We start from the raw sequence: 18,507 nt of genomic DNA on the forward strand, positions 1-18,507 counted from the left end.
CTTAATTTACTGACATTTAATTTATCAATACTTAATTTATCAATACTTAATTTGCTGTTACTTAATCTATGGCTGCTTCGCTTAATTTTTTATAACCACAAACTATGCTGTTTGTAGTTCAAGCAGGCGCTGATAAAGTGCGTTCTTTTTGACGCCTGTGATATCAGCGGCCAAGGCAGCGGCTTTTTTAACCGATAAATCCTCTAATAAACGCTGTAATAATTTATCGTGGATACTGATATCATCATCGTCCTGCGCCATATTTACCCCAGCGACGACCACGACGATTTCACCGCGTTGCTGATTGTCATCAGCTTTGACAAATTCGACCAATTCGCCAAGCGTGCTTTTATGCACGGTCTCAAAGGTTTTGGTCAATTCACGGCAAAACGTCACTTCGCGCTCTGCACCAAAAATAGCTGCCATATCTTCTAAGCTAGCAACAATACGGTGCGGCGCTTCATAAAATATCAAAGTTTCGGTACGTGAATTGAGAGTCGTTAATTGTTTTTGGCGACCGTGGGTTTTGGCTGGTAAAAAACCAATAAAGCTAAAACGGTCTGAGGGCAATCCTGCAACCGATAGCGCAGCAATAGCAGCAGAAGCACCAATAATAGGAGAGACGCGAACACCAGCAGCATGAGCGGCTTGTACCAATTGATAACCGGGATCGCTAATCAGCGGCGTGCCAGCATCACTAATCAAGGCAACCGAATGACCTTGCTGAATCATCTCAATAATTTTGGGGGTTTGAATGGCGCTATTATGTTCATGATACGCCCAAAGCTTATGATGACCTTTTTGTTTAGCAGCGCCATCAGACTCGTTTTCGGCAGCATTTTTATTATGGTAACCCGTTCCTTCTTCGCTATCTTCAACCTTATTGCCTTTGGTATTAATACCAAAATGTGATAAAAGTTTGCCTGAGGTGCGTGTATCTTCACAGGCGATGATGGCAACTTGCTTTAAAACGTCAATTGCGTGCGGTGTCATGTCGCTTAAATTACCAATCGGCGTGGCAACGATATAGAGACAAGCTGGCATCGCGGTAGGGCTAGACATGAAAACCTCGGAGTATTAAGAAATTGTCTTAAGAAAGAGCATTAAAAACGCATATGAAAAGCGATTATGAAAACGCGAAAGTGGTTAGTTTAGCATGATGTGCTATGATAATTCTCAAATGTTCCGCTGACCGATAGCCATGATAATAAAAGCCCGTGATGGTAAATGACAAACCCTTAAACCTAACTTCACCGACCCAGCGTCAAGGCAGCCGTTTTGAGCAGCAAGCGTGTGCGTTTTTGCAAGCGCAAGGCTTGATATTGATTGCGCAAAATTGGCAACAACCAAAAGTGGGTGAGCTCGACTTAATTATGCTAGAAAAAGGGCAGGCGTGGTCGACACTGGTATTTATTGAAGTGCGGCAACGGCAGCGTTCAGGATTTGGTGATGCTGCCCTTAGCGTGACGAAAAGTAAGCAACATAAAATTATCAAAGCGGCGCGCTATTTTTTGCAGCAGCATCCTGAATATAATGACTTCGAGTACCGGTTTGATGTGATAGCCTATGATACTAATGTCAATACTAGTGCCAGTCATAAAAACAAGAGTAGTGAGGTTAAAGAAACGACGTCAAAAAACACTCAACCAGAATGGCTGCAAGGCGCTTTTATCGCGTCAGCGTGGTAAAAGGACTTTACGAATTTAAAATGCTGGAACGTTGATTTGGTTTAAAGGTTAAGCTAAAAAGTAAAATAAATAAAGCATCAAGCTATCGTTACCAAAAGCCTAACCGCCTAGCATAAAATTTCAGTAAAGTAGCGGCATTAAAAACGGTTCATTTAATCATATTCCTATCATTGTCATTATTAAGCATCAGCATAATTAATCGTTTTTATTATCAAGCTTAATTATTATCGAGCTTAGCCATTATCAAGCGTCACCCTATTAATCATTAGTTAATCATCACGCTCTAAGAGGTAAATCATGACACGGATGCATTTGCACACTGCTATTTTTGGTTCATCACGCCGTAAGGCGATTGGCGTTATGCTATTGACCAGCATCATCGCCACAGGCTGTACCACCAACTATTTGACCAATAGCACAGAAGGAACGTATGGCGTACCGATGACCGAGCGCACTATTCCGCAGCGCCTGCTTGACCGCAGTATCGAGCATACCGTCAAAATTAACGTCTATGGTCTACAAGAAAATTTGCAGCAAATCAGCCGTATGAGCATTGATAGTTTTAATAGTGAGGTGCTGCTCACCGGTGAGGTGCCAACGCAAGAGATTAAGACAGAAATTGAAAAAGTGGTTGGCTCTATGCCAGACGTCCGTCATGTCTATAATGAGCTGAATGTGAGCGCCTCAAGGGGCTATAGCTCAACCGTTCACGATGGTTATATTACCTCCAAACTACTGGCAAAAATAGCCTCTAGTAATGGCGTAAAAGCCTCGCAAATAAAGGCGGTCACCAATGATGGTGTGGTTTATATTATGGGTCGCATGACGCCGACGCAGCAAAGCCATCTGATTGATATTGCCAATAATACCGTCGGCATTACAGAGCTGGTGCTGCTGACCACCGTCGTTGACGATAGAGGGGTAAAGATAGGCGAGGACGATATCATGTATGAAGAGAATTTAGCCAATCCTACCAGAGGGCCAGCGCTCGATAGTCGGGCAGCGCCTGAGGTCACAAGTGTAGTAGAGCCACCAATTAACGCTACGCCGATTATCGTCGACGAGAATGGCGCGCCCGTTAATTAGCCGTTATTAAGTTGTCATTATCAAGTTGCTATGTTTACCTTTATCAAAAGTCTTGTCTCGCTAATAAACACAAGAAACCTAAACACTCATAACAGGAACAGAACGATAAATCCCCAGTCTGCCAGTAAGATATAAAACGTAAAAAGTAGAAGTGTGGCTTTAGACAAAAACGCGCTAATTAAAATAATAAAAAATGAAAAAGCTGTGACTCTACTATTGAGTTTTAATCAACTATGACCAAACGACAAGCTTATAATAGGAATACTGGCGATGAAGGATTTAAGTAAAGCAGCCGTACAGCCTGTGCCAAGAAAAAATCGCCTACCTAAACCTATCAGCGTCGGTGTGACGGCAGCATTGGCTGTCGGCGGTATTGCGCTTGCGACTCAGCAAGCACAAGCGTTATCGGCACTGGCTGTTGTGAATGGTATCACCTCAAATGGCGGCGTTGGTGTCAGTAAAAATATCTTGTATGGCGACAAGCCTTTGCAGGATTTAGATATTTATTATCCCAAACCTTTAGCAAAAGCCATGCAGTCAAAAAAAGCGACTGCTGATAACCCAATTAACCACAGTTATCCGATGGTGGTTTTCGTCCATGGCGGCTCGTGGGAAAGCGGCAGTAAAGATGAATACGCCTTTGTTGGTCAGAGTCTGGCACAAGCAGGCTATGTCACGGCAGTGATTAACTATCGTAAAGCGCCTGAGCACGTTTATCCTGATTATGTAGAAGATACGGCGCAGGCTATCGCGTGGAGTTATAAGAATGCCGAAAGTCTGCATGCTGACCCCAAGCGCTTGGCGGTGATAGGGCATTCTGCGGGCGCATTTAACGCGGTTGCTGCCGTCGCTAATGAAGATTTTTTAGCGCCGTATGGGGTGAAACCAAACGATATTAGCGCTGTGATTGGTATTGCAGGGCCTTATAGTTATGACTTTCGTAAATTCAGTAGTGCCAGCGCTTTTGGGGCAAACGCCACGCCCGATAACATCATGCCAGACCGTAATATTAAAGGTGCGCAGCCGCCATATTTATTATTAACTGCTGAAAAAGACAAAGTCGTTCATATAAGCAATACCCTTAAAATGACACAGGCGTTAAAAGCGGCAGGCGTTAAGGTTGAAACAGGCGAAATCGCAGGTGCCAGTCATGCCACCAGCATCGGGGCGATGGCGCCACCTTTACGCTGGGTCAATGACGTGCGTGCGCAAGTGCTCAGCTATTTGGATAAAACGCTATAATAGTTAACACTGCAATAGTTAAAGACAGTTGTAGAAGACAGTACTGTAAGATGGTCAAACTCTTGTTATAATGGCTAACTTTATATCCACCTATTAAACCTTTAAGGCAGAATATTCTATGAGCATGAACGCTGACGATTTGATTGCATTTTTACAAACTCACTTTCCTGATGCTTTTATTCAAGCTGCCAATCAAGGTACCAAGTTTGATGTACGGGTGGTTGATGCCAGTTTTGAAGGCAAGCGCGCAGTACAACGTCAGCAGTCCGTTTACGCATTGGTCAATGACAAAATTGCTAGCGGTGATATTCATGCGCTTAATATTCAAGCATTGACGCCTGCCGAATGGGAAGTGCAATCGCAAGGCTAAGCCTTCGCAAGGCTAAGCCTTTTTTATGACTAGGATTTGTCGCACCGGCAATGGATATTGCTGGTTTTATCATTTCTGGTTTTTCATATTTTTTATACTTATCGCTAGGTTGTCACCTTTATGGATCAATTTTTAATCACCGGTAGCAGTCGTATCGTAGGGGAAGTCACCATCTCAGGCGCCAAAAATGCCGCTCTGCCGTTACTCGCTGCTATGATTTTGGCCGAGACCCCAACGACATTGCACAACGTGCCATCGTTACAAGATGTGCGCACCTTGATTGAATTGATCGCTGGCATGGGCATTGATATTCAAAAGCAGGGTGACACTGTCGTTTGCGATACCAAGAATATCGACAATTTTTATGCGCCTTATGATTTGGTCAAAACCATGCGCGCCTCGATTTTGGTTTTAGGCCCTTTGCTGGCGCGTTTTGGCGAAGCCGAAGTGTCTTTGCCGGGCGGCTGTGCCATCGGCTCACGTCCTGTCGACCAGCATCTAAAAGCCTTTGAAGCCATGGGTGCTGAGATAAGCGTCGAAAATGGTTATGTCAAAGCCCAAGCGCCAAAGGGCGGCAAGCTTATCGGTTGTAATTTTTCATTTGATATGGTAACGGTTGGCGGTACGGAAAACGTTATTATGGCCGCGGCATTGGCAAAGGGCACGACCGTACTTGGTAACTGTGCGCTTGAACCAGAAGTGGTCGATTTGGCCAATATGCTGGTAGCGATGGGTGCTAAAATCAGCGGTATTGGTACGGCAACCATGACCATCGAAGGGGTTGAGCGCTTGCATGGCTGTGAATATTCGGTCGTACCAGATCGTATCGAAACGGGCTCTTATCTTGCCGGTGCTTTGATGACACGCGGTGATGTGCTGACCAAAAACACTTCGGCACTTTTATTAGCGCCTGTGTTAGAAAAATTTGAAGACATGGGAGCGATTATCACTACAGGCGATGATTGGATTCGGGCGCAAATGAAAGGTCGCCCACTACCAGTCAATATTCGTACCCAGCCACATCCGGGTTTTCCAACCGATATGCAAGCGCAGGTGATGGCGATTGCCTGCCTTGCTGACGGTACCAGCACCTTTATCGAAAATATCTTTGAAAATCGCTATATGCATGTGCCAGAACTCAACCGCTTGGGTGCATCCATTCAAGTAGACGGTCATACAGCTGTGGTTAAAGGCGTCGAGCACTTTACTGCGGCGCCAGTGATGGCAACAGATTTGCGCGCGTCGATGTCACTGGTCATGGCGGCGGCTTCTGCTGAAGGCGAGAGCTTGATTGATCGTATTTACCATATTGATCGTGGCTATGAGCACGTCGAAGAAAAACTGCGCGCGCTTGGGGTCAATATCGAGCGTATTAATACCAACGACTAAACTGGTTCACTAACCATTATTATCGCTATTGATACCTAATAAATTAATAACGCCTGTTAAGTAAGGCAACTAACTGTACACGGACACGAGTCATTATGACTGAAGCAAGTAACAGCTTACCAAATGATGGTTTATTAAATGAAGTAAATGAGGCGTTTTCAGGTTTGACACTGGCGCTATCAAAGGGTCGTATCTTAGAAGAGACGATGCCTTTACTGCGCGCTGCTGGTGTTGAATTGTTAGAAGACCCTGAGGCGTCGCGCAAGCTTATTTTCCCAACTTCAAACCCAAATGTACGCGTGTTAATTTTACGCGCCAGTGACGTGCCAACCTATGTTGAACACGGCGCTGCTGATTTTGGCGTGGCGGGTAAAGACGTGCTGCTTGAGCATGGCGCCAATCACGTTTATGAATTGCTCGATTTACAGATTGCCCAGTGTAAGCTGATGACAGCGGGCGTGAAAGGGGCGCCGCTGCCAAATCGTCGTCTGCGTATCGCGACCAAATACGTCAATGTTGCCCGCGCTTACTTTGCCAGCCAAGGTCAGCAAGTCGATGTGATTAAGCTGTATGGTTCGATGGAGCTTGCGCCATTGGTTGGTTTAGGCGATTTAATTGTAGACGTCGTCGATACGGGTAATACGCTGCGCGCTAATGGGCTTGAAGCGCGCGACCATATTTGTGATGTATCGTCACGCCTTATCGTCAATCAAGTCAGCTACAAGCGTAAATTTGCCCTGCTTGAGCCGATTTTAGACAGTTTTAAAAACAGTATTGCCAGTGCTTCTTAAATGAGCATTTATTCAGTATTGATAAAACACTGTTATTAAACGCTAGCAATCATTGATAATATCAAGCATGACTATACAAAAATTTAAACCAGTTTGGCGCTCTAGGATAGATATAGCGTGCTAAACTGGTTTTATTGTATTTGCTTGCTAGAAAATAAAAGCTCAGTATAATCTGAGTGAGATAACTAAGAATAAGCGGAAATAAGCAGACAGACCAAACTTTTCTTATTTCCTCTTTTATTCAAACTATTTTTTTATAGCCGACTTTTATGCTCACCTATAGGATTCAGTCATGCGCCAACTAAGTACCCAAGATGCTGATTTTGACAGTCAATTGACCCAGCTTCTCGCTTTTGAAACCGTCAACGATGTTGAATTATTAAAAACCGTTGACGATATCATTGCAAAGGTACGTCATGGTGGCGACAGTGTGGTACTGACGTTGACCCAAGAGTTTGATCAGCATCCGGCGAAGGCGATACAAGAGTTAGAGCTGTCTAAACAAGCACTTGCTGACGCGTTTGCCAGTCTCGATGATGAGGTAAAAAATGCGTTAATGACGGCAGCGACACGCGTGCAGACATTTCATGAGCGCCAAGTGCAAGAAACTTGGCAATATGAAGATGAGCTTGGCAATCGTTTAGGTCAAAAAGTCACGCCGCTTGATCGTGTCGGTATTTATGTGCCCGGCGGTTTGGCCTCTTATCCATCTTCGGTATTGATGAATGCGATTCCTGCCAAAGTGGCTGGCGTTGCCGAGGTAATCATGGTGGTGCCAGCGCCAAAGGGCGTGCTCAATCCATTAGTGTTGGCAGCGGCGCATTTGGCACAAGTTGACCGCGTCTTTACCATTGGCGGAGCACAAGCGGTTGCGGCCTTGGCATACGGTACCGAGACCATACCAGCCGTAGATAAAATCACGGGTCCTGGTAATAAATATGTCGCTGCAGCGAAGCGGGCGGTATTTGGTCAAGTAGGGATTGATATGATTGCTGGCCCTTCTGAAGTATTGGTCTATGCAGAAGGCGAGGCGCAAGATCGCGCCGATTGGTTGGCGATGGATTTATTGTCACAAGCGGAGCATGACCGTATCGCCCAAGCTATCTTTGTCACGACAAGTGAACAGCAGCTTGCAGAAGTGGCGGCGGAGATTGAAAAAGCCTTGGCAGAATTGCCAAAAGCTGATATCGCCCGTGATTCACTAAAAAACCGCGGCGCGCTGATTTTGGTCAAAGACCGCGTGGAAGGTATGGCGGTGATTAATCGCGTTGCCCCTGAGCATTTAGAATTGTCAGTTGATAACCCTGATGCGCTGCTGAATGAAGTTCGTCACGCTGGTGCTATCTTTATGGGTCGTCATACGCCTGAAGCGATTGGTGATTACTGTGCCGGTCCTAACCATGTGTTACCAACCTCTGGTACCGCGCGCTTTTCTTCACCGCTTGGTGTTTATGACTTTCAAAAGAAATCCTCGATTATTTATTGTAGTGAAGCGGGTAGTAAGCCGCTGGCTGCGACGGCGGATATTTTAGCGCAGCGTGAGGATTTAGAAGCCCATGCGCGCTCAGCCCGCTATCGCTATCAAAAAGATAGCTAATAAAACAGTTAGGTAGTTGAGTTTTAATAAGCTGATTTTAATAATTCGATTTTAATAACCCAATTTTAATATTTACGTTTAATCATTTATGTGGCTAATGAGTAGGATAACTTATGAGTGAGTTAAAGATAGACACCAGACTTTGGTCATCTAAAGCGCGAAATCTGTCACCTTACGTCCCTGGCGAGCAGCCTCAGCATAAAAATTTGTGCAAATTAAATACCAATGAAAACCCATTTCCGCCGTCACCAAAAGTCGGCGAGGCCATCGCAAAAGTCTTAGCGCAGCAAGCCGATGAGCTGCGTTTATATCCTGCGCCTGAATCGGATGATTTGCGCGCCGCCTTAGCCGAGTTATACAACCTTGATATCAATCAAGTCTTTGTTGGTAATGGTTCTGATGAAGTATTGGCATTGGTATTTGCCAGCTTTTTCTTAAAAGAGCGCCCTGTTTTAGCGCCTGATATTAGCTATAGTTTTTATCCGGTTTACGCCCATACCTTTGGTATTGAGTTGGTACAAATCGCCCTAGAAGCCGATTTTAGTATCAGCCCTGATGCTTATCGTCAGCCTTGTAGCGGTATCATTATTGCTAACCCAAATGCGCCAACGGGTATGCTATTATCGCTTGCTGATATTCGTAAACTTGCTGGCGAGCATTCAAACTCAGTGGTTGTGATTGATGAAGCTTATATCGATTTTGCGCAGAAACAAGAAAATGGTTCAGATGCAGAAGTGTCGGCGATTAGCCTAATCAATGACTGCGATAATATCCTTGTCACGCAAACTTTTTCAAAATCACGCTCGCTTGCCGGTTTACGGGTCGGTATGGCGTTTGGTAATGCCTCGTTAATCGAAGCACTGACGCGTATGAAAAATAGCTTTAATAGCTATCCGCTCGATAAGTTGGCGCAAGCAGGAGCAACCGCTAGTGTCTTAGATGTCGAATATTTTACCCAGACCTGTCAGCAAGTCATTGATTTACGCCGAGCGCTCAGCGCCGAGCTGACGGCACTTGATTATGAGGTGTTACCATCGCACGCTAACTTTGTCTTTGCGCGTCCGAAAAATGGTGATGCTAAAGGTGTGGCGGCTGATTTGCGCGAGCAAGGTATCATTGTGCGTCATTTTGAGAAACCGCGCATCAATGAGTACTTGCGTATTACTGTTGGTACGGCAGCGCAGAATAAGCGTTTGATTGATGCCTTAAAATCGCTACAAACAGAGGCTGAAAGCGTTACTGAGTAATACCTTAATAATGTAAAGCCAAAACAACAAGTTATATAAATAAAAGAGCCTGCTAACGTTATGTTAAGCAGGCTTTCTATTGGTTTTTAATTTGCCTTTTAGATAAAGCGTAAGTTTATTGCTTTATATTGTTTTGAACTAAAACGCCTAACAGGTTGCCGACTTTATCCAAACATTCTTGATATTCAGCATTGCAATCAGAAGCAACCGTGATACCACCGCCTGCCCATAAGCTGACACGTCTTTCTTGTTCTGACTTATCATTCGATAAGGTATTGGCTTGCAAAGTACGAATTAATACATTCCATTGACCGCTACCATCAAAGTTCATATAGCCCAGGGTGCCGCAATACGCACCGCGCGCGGCACCTTCTAGCTCTGAGATAATTTCAACAGCGCGTTTTTTTGGCGTGCCAGTGATAGAGCCAGCAGGTAAACTGCCAAACAATACTTTGAGCGGATGACTATCTGTCTTTAGCTCAGCGGTAATGGTGCTGACCATATGATGCACATTGCTAAAGCTTTCAATCGCAAATAATTGCGGCACTTTGACGCTGCCAATCTTGGCATATTTACCCAAATCATTGCGCAATAAATCAACAATCATGACATTTTCGGCACGGTCTTTTTCGCTATCGATAAGCTGCTGTTTATAAGCGTTGTCTTGTGCAGTATTTAACCCGCGCGGCATCGTCCCTTTAATGGGCTTGGTGCGTATATGGTGTTTGCCACTATTATTGTCTTTGATAAAGGTAAAAAACAGTTCAGGCGAGCAGCTTAACAATTCAAATTGATAATCTTGCGTATCAACGCTTATTTCGTTATCAATATGATTAACCGCTAAATATCCTGCAAACGGCGCTTGGGTATTACGATGTAGGGTAGGTAAGTAATCAATCAGTTTTACTCCGCTACCATTATCACTTAGAGTATTAAAAGCGCCTTGCCATGCTTGGGTGAGATTGATTTGATAGCAGTCACCTTGTTGCAGGTAGGATTGCGTTTTATCAAAAGCTTGCTGATAATCTCGCTTACTCCATTGTGCTTTTAATAATAAAGGCGTGGTTTTATAGGACGTTTCAAGTGCTGGTTTTTCTAAAGCTTGGTTAGATAATTCCTTATCCATTATATCTAAATATGAGATAAGCGTTTTAACCAGTACGCCTTTTTGTTCGTTATCAGTATCAGTGACGCTGTCTTTTATAGTGAGCTGCCAACTGGTTTGCTCAGCGTTTGGTGTTAGATAAATATCATAATGCCCTAAGGCGGCACAAGGCTGCACTGCGAGCTCTATTCGCGCGTTTGGGCTAAGCTCATAAGCGGCAATATCATAACCAATAAAGCCTATTAATCCATGCTGATAACTTGGCTGCTGCTCGATTTCTGTAGTTGAGGACGAGTTATTATCACAAGTATCATCTATGTCATAAGTCTGACTATAAGCAATTAAATCCTCTTGCCAGTCGCTATAACTCATATAGCTACTAATAATCGCTTGATTGGTCTTAGCATGGCTATCTAAACCATCACGGTAAGTTCTTATAACTTTATAAATAGGCGCTGGCTTATTAGAGTTTGCTGCATCATTAGAAAGAGGATAAACCGACCAGCTCATTTTTGGTAATAAACCGATGACAGGTCTTCCGTCGTTATTCAGCCAAACCAGTTGCCAATTTACATTAGGTTTTTGTACATATAAGTAACGTTGTAGACGGGGCATTAATTCGGCAGCAGTTAGCCCACCAAAACGCCAGCTAGGATAAGTAGCTGGCGATGGGGCAGATGCTGTCTGCTCAGTTTTAACAGGCGGAGCTAGAGGCATAGTTAAGCATCAAACTTTTTAATAATAAGAGTGGCGTTAGTACCGCCAAAGCCAAAGCTATTGCTCATAAGCGTTTTAAGCTCAATATCACGCTTTTCAGTGACAATATCAAAGCCTTTGGCAGCAGGGTCTAATTCTGTAATATTGATACTTGGCGCGATAAAGCCTTCTTGTAGCATCAGTAAGCAATAAATCAATTCTTGCGCGCCGACTGCACCCAAGCTATGACCGGTCATTGATTTGGTTGAGCTGATAGCAGGTACTTGACTAACATCATCACCAAATACTTTGGCAATGGCTTTAAGCTCAGTCACATCCCCTAGCGGCGTACTGGTACCATGGCTATTGATGTAGTCAACGCTTTCTAAGCCTGCTTCAGCAAGGGCGAGTTGCATACAGCGAACAGCGCCTTCACCGCTTGGTGCAACCATTTCAGCACCATCGGAGCTGGCGCCATAACCGACGATTTCAGCCAAAATATTGGCACCGCGCGCTTGGGCGTGCTCAAGACTTTCAACCACCACCATTGCCCCGCCTGCGGCAATCACAAAGCCATCGCGGTCTTTATCGTAGGCTCTAGAAGCAAGGGTTGGCGTGTCATTATACTGTGTACTGACCGCACCCATCGCATCAAACATACACGACTGCGTCCAATGTTCCGCTTCACTACCGCCAGCAAGTATCACATCGGCTTTGCCAAGTTGGATAAGTTCGGCGGCATGACCGATACAATGCGTCGACGTTGCGCACGCAGAGCTCAATGAATAAGAAATCCCTTGGATTTTTAGCCCCGTTGCAAGCGCCGCTGATACCGAGCTGCCCATGGTTTTTGGTACCGCCATCGCACCGACACCGCGCAAACCTTTTTCGCGCATTGCATCGACGGCATTGACGATGTTTTCAGTTGACGCACCGCCCGAGCTTGCGACCACACCCACGCGCGGGTTATTGTTAATGGTTTCAAGCGGCAATCCCGACTGCTCAATGGCGTTTAACGCGCTGACATAAGCGTAAAGACTGGCATCACTAAAAAAACGCTTCAATTTACGGTCAATGCCCGAGGTATCAAGTTCTGCTTGATCAATACTACCGCTAACCTGTGATTTAAAGTCGTGCTCAGCATACGATTCATTGAACGTAATACCTGAGCGCCCTTGTTTAAGAGCATCGGTGACAGTCGCCAAATCATGTCCGATACAAGAGACAATCCCTGCTCCAGTGATAACAACGCGGCGCATATTCTATTCCTTATGAGTAACGATTTTTTGATAATGACCTTTAACAATCGCTTTTAAATGCTTATTTGACAGTCATTTTAGTGCGCAAAAACCTACAATAGGCTGCTTAAATGCTGTTTGATAAATAAAAGTACAACTGTACTTTGAGTGATGGCATATAATAACGTATCGACGGTTTAAAATCTTGGCGTAAGTGTAAAATAACGCCAAAATGGTCTTTATTTTTAAATGAACTTATTATCAAAGCAGGTAAAGTTTTTGGCCGTGTTAAAGCAGCAATGGCAGTAAAATTTCCGTTAACAGAGTAAAAATTATTTTTAGCTAAGACATATTTAATATATGTTGACGCTATTTATGGTTTAAAATAAGCGATACTTTTAGATACAAAATTGACGCTAGTGATAACATTGTTGGCACTGACAGTTATCGTAAGCGTTGGCTAAAATGGCAGTCAATTTGCAAAGTTCTGATAACAAGCTCTTATAAATAATATTAATAACAAACACTCATCACATTAAGGATATAAAGATGGCAAAGCCTAGCACACTATTTAAAGGCATCAGCAGCGTTGGTTCTTTTACTCGTGGTAATTTGGAACGTATGGGCGCAATGATTGATAGCGTCAATGCCAAAAGCGGCAAACCGCGCCAATTTAAAGCAGTAAATCTCGGCGATGAAGATTATCAGCAGGATTTGTTTCGCGAGCAAACCTTAAAAGCCACCCAGCAGTTATTGGGTACGCGTTTTGCTACTTATGGCAAGTATGCCAAAAAAATAGTACCAAACAGCTTGTTTGATTCGACGGTCGATGGCGCTTTTGCGCAGATTGCCAAGCTTGCGTCCAATTGGAGTCAGATTGACCTGCCAAATCAGCATCGCTTTGCCAATATCGCAAACTTAGACAATGAGCAACGTTATGCTCTAGCAACGGATATCGCCAATCAAAACCGCGCTTTGGCGACATTGGGTGGCTTGACAGGATTAGCAGGCCTACCAGGCTTACTCGCTGATACCTTGTGGTTGTTACTTGTCTCATTACGTACCGTTTATCAGCTAGGCGCTATTTATAATAAGCCATTGACTGGTAAGCAAGGCGTCAAAATGGCTTATGAATTACTGGCAAGTGCCGATTTGAGCAAAATGCAAGAGAAGCAGGCTTTATTAGCTGGTATCGGTATTGGTAAAGGCTTGCTTGATAATGCGCAAAGCAATGGTTTGCATAATGAGCTTAAAAACCTTGGTCTGAAAAATAAAAACGTCAATTTTTATGCCGAACAAGTAGATAATATTGCCAGCCAAATTGGCATTAACTTAGATAACATCAACTTATCATGGGTACGCCGCTTTTTACCAGCCACTGCCGTCATCGTTGGTATGCGTTACAACAGTCAGCTGATTGATGAAGTGATCGGCGTGGCGCAAGCGACGTTTGCACCAGAAGCCAAACTTGCTAACCGTACCATTACCGACGATAGCAGTAGCGAAGCGCAGGTGAAGAAAAATACCGACAGTACCGACAGTAAGAATGAAGAGCAAAGCCCTAAATCTGACAATGCAAAAAAAGACACAGATAAGGCTAAAGACGATAAGACCAAAGCTGAAAACAACAAATCTAAGACTGACGACGATAAATCTAAAGCTGACCAAACAGAAAGCGAAATAAAAGCTACCTCAGAGCCTGTGTCAAAAACCACTGATGAAGAGTCAGTAGATGGAAACTACAAAAAAGCTCAGGCGAGTAAAAAAGATTAACGTTTTAGTCTATAGCGGTTTAACTATAATTTACTGTATGAAGGCAGAAGCTGATATAAATCGGCTTATGCCTTTTTTATAAATATGTCTTTTTTATGAAGGGGTCTTAAGGCTAAAAAAGTATCTAAAATTCAAATTTTGCCTTGAAAAATAAACAACCAACTCCATTAATAGGAAACATCGATTTTACCATCTTGCAATGAAACAATTGCTCATCTTAAAATCTGTTGCTTACCGTTAAGTCTGCTACAATCTTTGCTCATGCACATCTATCGAATGTTGTAAAGGACAACCGCTCATAAGTGGTTGAAATAGCAGCAACAACTCTTTATAATACACTGTCCTAAAAATGGGTGTGCCAAAATCTGTCGTTAATGTCAGATTGTTGGTGCATTGGCCCATTTTTTTGTTTTATACCAAACGGGAGAAGGATGCCTTATGGCAACAACTAACCAATTGATTCGTAAAGGTCGCAAAACCATCAAGGAAAAGTCAAAAGTTCCTGCGTTGGAAGCGTGCCCACAACGCCGTGGTGTATGTACTCGCGTATATACTACTACCCCTAAAAAACCTAACTCAGCCATGCGTAAAGTATGTCGTGTACGTTTGACTTCAGGCTATGAAGTATCAAGCTACATCGGCGGTGAAGGTCATAACCTACAAGAGCACAGTGTTGTTCTTATCCGTGGTGGTCGTGTAAAAGATCTACCAGGTGTACGTTATCATACCGTTCGCGGTGCACTTGACTGCGCAGGCGTAAAAGACCGTAAGCAAGGTCGTTCTAAATATGGTGCGAAGAAGCCTAAAGTTTAATAGCTAATTGTTATTAAATAAGCTGATTTGTATCACCCATTAACTGTGCATGGGACTGGTGTTAGCGGTATTTTTAAGTTATTAATTGACGCTATAACATACCGCCATGCAGTAAGGCTGACTGACAACTCGATATAACGCCATCCAATAGTAATTGGTGCGAGATTGTGAATGTCAGACACTCCTGAAGAAAAGGATTATTATTATGCCAAGACGTCGCGTCGTTGCTGCCCGTGAGATCCTACCAGATCCTAAGTTTGGTAGCCAAACTGTTGCAAAATTCATCAACCATGTCATGAGTCATGGTAAAAAATCTACTGCTGAGCGTATCGTTTATGGTGCTCTTGAGACAGTAGGCCAAAAGCGCAACATCGAAGATCCAGTCGCTTTCTTTGAAGAAGTTTTAGAGAATGTCCGCCCAATGGTCGAAGTAAAAGCTCGCCGTGTTGGTGGTGCAACTTATCAAGTACCAATGGAAGTACGCCCCTCCCGTCGTACTGCCTTGGCTATGCGTTGGTTAGCTGAAGCTGCTGCTAAGCGTTCTGAAAAATCAATGGCTTTGCGTCTTGCAGGCGAATTGAATGATGCTGCTGACGGTAAAGGTAATGCTATGAAAAAGCGTGACGAAGTTCACCGCATGGCAGATGCCAACAAAGCATTCTCTCATTACCGCTTCTAAGCTGGTTTTATTTTTAAAACTGGTTTAAATGCTTAGGATTAACGGTTTCGATCAGTTAATCCTGATATTGTTGATTTATTCTATTGATTGCCGCCATCATTATTGGGTTGTTTAATTTTTCCTCAAAAGCTGAGAATGTATTGAATAATTTAGATGGCGGACATCTGTCAAGATGCTGTTTTGTAAGGGATGCTTTTCTATAAAGCCTGCAAAAAATATGCACCGCTTAAAAAAAAGTCTCCTAAATTTGATGCCGCACTATTCTTAATATTTGCTCTTTTTTTGTCCGTATTTGGCCCAATAAACAGTAAGTAATATAACAAAGTTCATGGTCTCATGGCTTTGTCATAGAGTATGAGGTAGAGACACAACACATTAATATATACACGAATTTCCCTAGGAAAACACTATGGCTCGTAAAACTCCCCTAAAGCGCTATCGCAATATTGGTATCTCAGCGCACATTGATGCTGGTAAGACGACCACTACTGAGCGTGTTTTGTTCTATACCGGTGTTAGCCACAAGCTTGGCGAAACCCATGATGGTGCAGCTACCATGGACTTTATGGAGCAAGAACAAGAGCGCGGTATTACCATTGCTTCTGCGGCGACGACTTGTTTTTGGTCAGGTATGGCAAAGCAGTTCCCTGAACACCGTATCAACATCATTGACACCCCAGGCCACGTTGACTTCACGATTGAAGTTGAGCGTTCTATGCGTGTTCTTGATGGCGCTTGTATGGTTTATTGCGCGGTAGGCGGGGTTCAGCCACAGTCTGAAACCGTATGGCGTCAAGCAAACAAATATAAAGTACCACGCTTAGCGTTCATTAACAAAATGGACCGTGTTGGTGCTGATTTCTACCGTGTGGTAGAACAAATCAAAACTCGTCTAGGCGGCAAGCCAGTACCGTTAGTTATTCCAATTGGTAAAGAAGACGACTTTGAAGGCGTTGTGGATCTTGTGACCATGAAAGCTATCTATTGGGACGAAGCGTCTCAAGGAATGAAGTACGAAGAGCGTGAAATCCCAACTGAACTACAAGAAAAAGCGGAAGAGTACCGTGAGTATCTAGTAGAAAACGCTGCTGAAGCCTCAGAAGAACTCATGAATGAGTATCTTGAAAATGGCGAATTGACGGTAGAGCAGATCAACGACGCTATTCGTCAATTGACCATCAACAACGAAATCATTCCACTTCTTTGTGGTACTGCCTTTAAAAACAAAGGTGTACAAAAGATGTTGGACGCCGTTATTCAGTATCTACCTGCGCCAATGGACGTACCTGCTATCCGCGGTATCCTTGACGACAAAGACGAAACTGAAGGTACGCGTGAAGCCTCTGATGACGCGCCGTTCGCAGCACTAGCGTTCAAAATCATGAACGATAAGTTCGTTGGTAACTTAACCTTCGTTCGTGTGTATTCAGGTGTTCTGAAACAAGGTAGTAGCGTTTATAACCCTGTTAAAATGAAGCGCGAGCGTGTTGGCCGTATCGTTCAGATGATGGCAGATGCTCAGGTAGAGCTACAAGAAATCAGCACGGGTGATATTGCAGCCTTAGTTGGTATGAAAGACGTCACTACTGGTGATACGCTATGTGACGAAAACAACGTCATCACGCTAGAGCGTATGGAATTCCCAGATCCAGTTATTTCTCTAGCTGTTGAACCTAAGACCAAAGCTGACCAAGAAAAAATGTCTATCGCTTTGGGTCGTTTAGCAAAAGAAGATCCATCATTCCGCGTCCATACTGACGAAGAGTCTGGTCAGACCATCATCAGTGGTATGGGTGAGCTGCATCTAGAGATTCTTGTTGACCGTATGAAGCGTGAGTTTAACGTTGAAGCAAACATCGGTGCGCCGCAGGTTGCTTATCGTGAAACCATCCGTAACGTGGTTGAGCAAGAAGGTAAATTCGTACGTCAGACTGGTGGTCGCGGTAAATTCGGTCACGTTTGGTTACGTCTTGAGCCTATGGATCCAGCGGGCGATGTTCTATATGAATTCGCTGAAGAAGTTGTTGGTGGTACAGTGCCAAAAGAATTCCACGGTGCAGTCGACAAAGGTATCCAAGAGCGCATGAAAAACGGCGTACTTGCAGGTTACCCAGTTGTTGGCGTTAAAGCGACCTTGTATGATGGTTCTTACCATGATGTTGACTCGGATGAGTTATCATTTAAAATGGCTGGTTCTATTGCATTCCGTAAAGGCTTCATGGCAGCAAACCCAACCCTACTTGAGCCAGTAATGAAAGTAGAAGTTGAAACACCTGAAGATTACATGGGTGATATCATGGGCGATTTAAACCGCCGCCGTGGTATGGTTCAAGGTATGGAAGACTTACCTGGTGGCACTAAGCAGATTCGTGCGGAAGTACCATTAGCAGAAATGTTTGGTTATGCTACGCAAATGCGTTCAATGTCGCAAGGCCGTGCAACCTATTCAATGGAATTCCAAAAGTACGCTGAGATTCCAAAATCAGTTGCAGAATCTATCATCTCTAAATTCAACTCTAAAGATGAAGACGAGTAAATATTACATATTAATAGGACAATATTGAGTTCATTTCTCTATTGTCCGTAGAGATTGCGCCAATAATTGGTTAAAAGACTTGTTATTGGTCGCGATTTTCTTATAATATCTGCACATTGTATGTGCAACCTTTTAACAATTATCTTAATGTGGTCGGTATCCCTTAACTTGCGCATGTTTAGCAGTTAACTACTTGACCCCAAATAAAGAGGAAATACCCATGGCAAAGGCCAAGTTTGAACGCAGCAAGCCACACG

15 protein-coding genes are annotated in these 18,507 nt (G+C 43.8%); 12 read left to right on the forward strand and 3 right to left on the reverse strand.

The genetic code is table 11. The annotated features are described in order from the left end of the window. Positions 1–102: 102 nt before the first annotated feature. Complete coding sequence (rsmI, locus tag JFC07_RS05780; protein WP_198328629.1) at positions 103–1,062, reverse strand: 16S rRNA (cytidine(1402)-2'-O)-methyltransferase; 960 nt, start codon at positions 1,060–1,062, stop codon at positions 103–105. Between the two features lie 158 nt (positions 1,063–1,220). Between rsmI and JFC07_RS05785 the strand changes: the two genes are divergently transcribed. The 8 genes from JFC07_RS05785 (at position 1,221) to hisC (ending at position 9,410) form a co-directional block, all read left to right on the forward strand. Then, entirely contained in the window at positions 1,221–1,688 is a 468-nt protein-coding gene (locus tag JFC07_RS05785) for a YraN family protein (RefSeq protein ID WP_198328630.1), read from the forward strand. A gap of 297 nt (positions 1,689–1,985) precedes the next feature. Continuing rightward, the gene (locus JFC07_RS05790) at positions 1,986–2,774 is read left to right on the forward strand and encodes a BON domain-containing protein (protein WP_198328631.1); all 789 of its coding nucleotides are present in this window, start codon (positions 1,986–1,988) and stop codon (positions 2,772–2,774) included. 270 nt (positions 2,775–3,044) lie between these two features. After that, positions 3,045–4,016 carry an alpha/beta hydrolase gene (locus tag JFC07_RS05795; protein ID WP_198328632.1) on the forward strand — a complete coding sequence of 324 codons (972 nt, stop codon included), beginning with the start codon at positions 3,045–3,047 and terminating at the stop codon, positions 4,014–4,016. A gap of 118 nt (positions 4,017–4,134) precedes the next feature. Further along, positions 4,135–4,386, forward strand: a complete 252-nt coding sequence (locus JFC07_RS05800; RefSeq protein ID WP_082894293.1) for a BolA family protein — start codon at positions 4,135–4,137, stop codon at positions 4,384–4,386. Positions 4,387–4,506: 120 nt separating this feature from the next. Continuing rightward, positions 4,507–5,775, forward strand: coding sequence for a UDP-N-acetylglucosamine 1-carboxyvinyltransferase (murA, locus tag JFC07_RS05805; RefSeq protein WP_198328633.1), 1,269 nt, complete (start codon positions 4,507–4,509; stop codon positions 5,773–5,775). 95 nt (positions 5,776–5,870) lie between these two features. Further along, positions 5,871–6,566 (forward strand): ATP phosphoribosyltransferase, encoded by a 696-nt coding sequence (gene hisG / locus JFC07_RS05810; RefSeq protein WP_102077686.1) that lies wholly within the window; start codon positions 5,871–5,873, stop codon positions 6,564–6,566. A gap of 292 nt (positions 6,567–6,858) precedes the next feature. Next, the gene (gene hisD, locus JFC07_RS05815; protein WP_198328634.1) at positions 6,859–8,163 is read left to right on the forward strand and encodes a histidinol dehydrogenase; all 1,305 of its coding nucleotides are present in this window, start codon (positions 6,859–6,861) and stop codon (positions 8,161–8,163) included. A 113-nt stretch (positions 8,164–8,276) separates the two neighbouring features. After that, a complete protein-coding gene (gene hisC / locus JFC07_RS05820) occupies positions 8,277–9,410 on the forward strand; it encodes a histidinol-phosphate transaminase (RefSeq protein WP_198328635.1) in 1,134 nt (377 codons plus the stop codon). Positions 9,411–9,525: 115 nt separating this feature from the next. Here hisC and JFC07_RS05825 read toward each other — a convergent pair whose 3' ends face one another. Further along, the gene (locus tag JFC07_RS05825; RefSeq protein WP_198328636.1) at positions 9,526–11,232 is read right to left on the reverse strand and encodes an anthranilate synthase component I family protein; all 1,707 of its coding nucleotides are present in this window, start codon (positions 11,230–11,232) and stop codon (positions 9,526–9,528) included. A gap of 2 nt (positions 11,233–11,234) precedes the next feature. Continuing rightward, positions 11,235–12,470, reverse strand: a complete 1,236-nt coding sequence (locus JFC07_RS05830) for a beta-ketoacyl-ACP synthase II (protein ID WP_198328637.1) — start codon at positions 12,468–12,470, stop codon at positions 11,235–11,237. 528 nt (positions 12,471–12,998) lie between these two features. Here JFC07_RS05830 and JFC07_RS05835 point away from each other — a divergent pair. From JFC07_RS05835 to fusA, 4 genes are all read left to right on the forward strand, one after another. Beyond that, positions 12,999–14,222, forward strand: a complete 1,224-nt coding sequence (locus JFC07_RS05835) for an EcsC family protein (protein WP_198328638.1) — start codon at positions 12,999–13,001, stop codon at positions 14,220–14,222. Positions 14,223–14,660: 438 nt separating this feature from the next. Further along, a complete protein-coding gene (gene rpsL / locus JFC07_RS05840; protein ID WP_011281154.1) occupies positions 14,661–15,035 on the forward strand; it encodes a 30S ribosomal protein S12 in 375 nt (124 codons plus the stop codon). 205 nt (positions 15,036–15,240) lie between these two features. After that, entirely contained in the window at positions 15,241–15,714 is a 474-nt protein-coding gene (rpsG, locus tag JFC07_RS05845) for a 30S ribosomal protein S7 (RefSeq protein ID WP_068405119.1), read from the forward strand. Positions 15,715–16,123: 409 nt separating this feature from the next. After that, a complete protein-coding gene (gene fusA, locus JFC07_RS05850; RefSeq protein ID WP_193030563.1) occupies positions 16,124–18,250 on the forward strand; it encodes an elongation factor G in 2,127 nt (708 codons plus the stop codon). Positions 18,251–18,507: the final 257 nt, after the last annotated feature.

This window comes from Psychrobacter faecalis (assembly GCF_016107575.1).
Classification (GTDB): Bacteria; Pseudomonadota; Gammaproteobacteria; order Pseudomonadales; family Moraxellaceae; genus Psychrobacter; species Psychrobacter faecalis.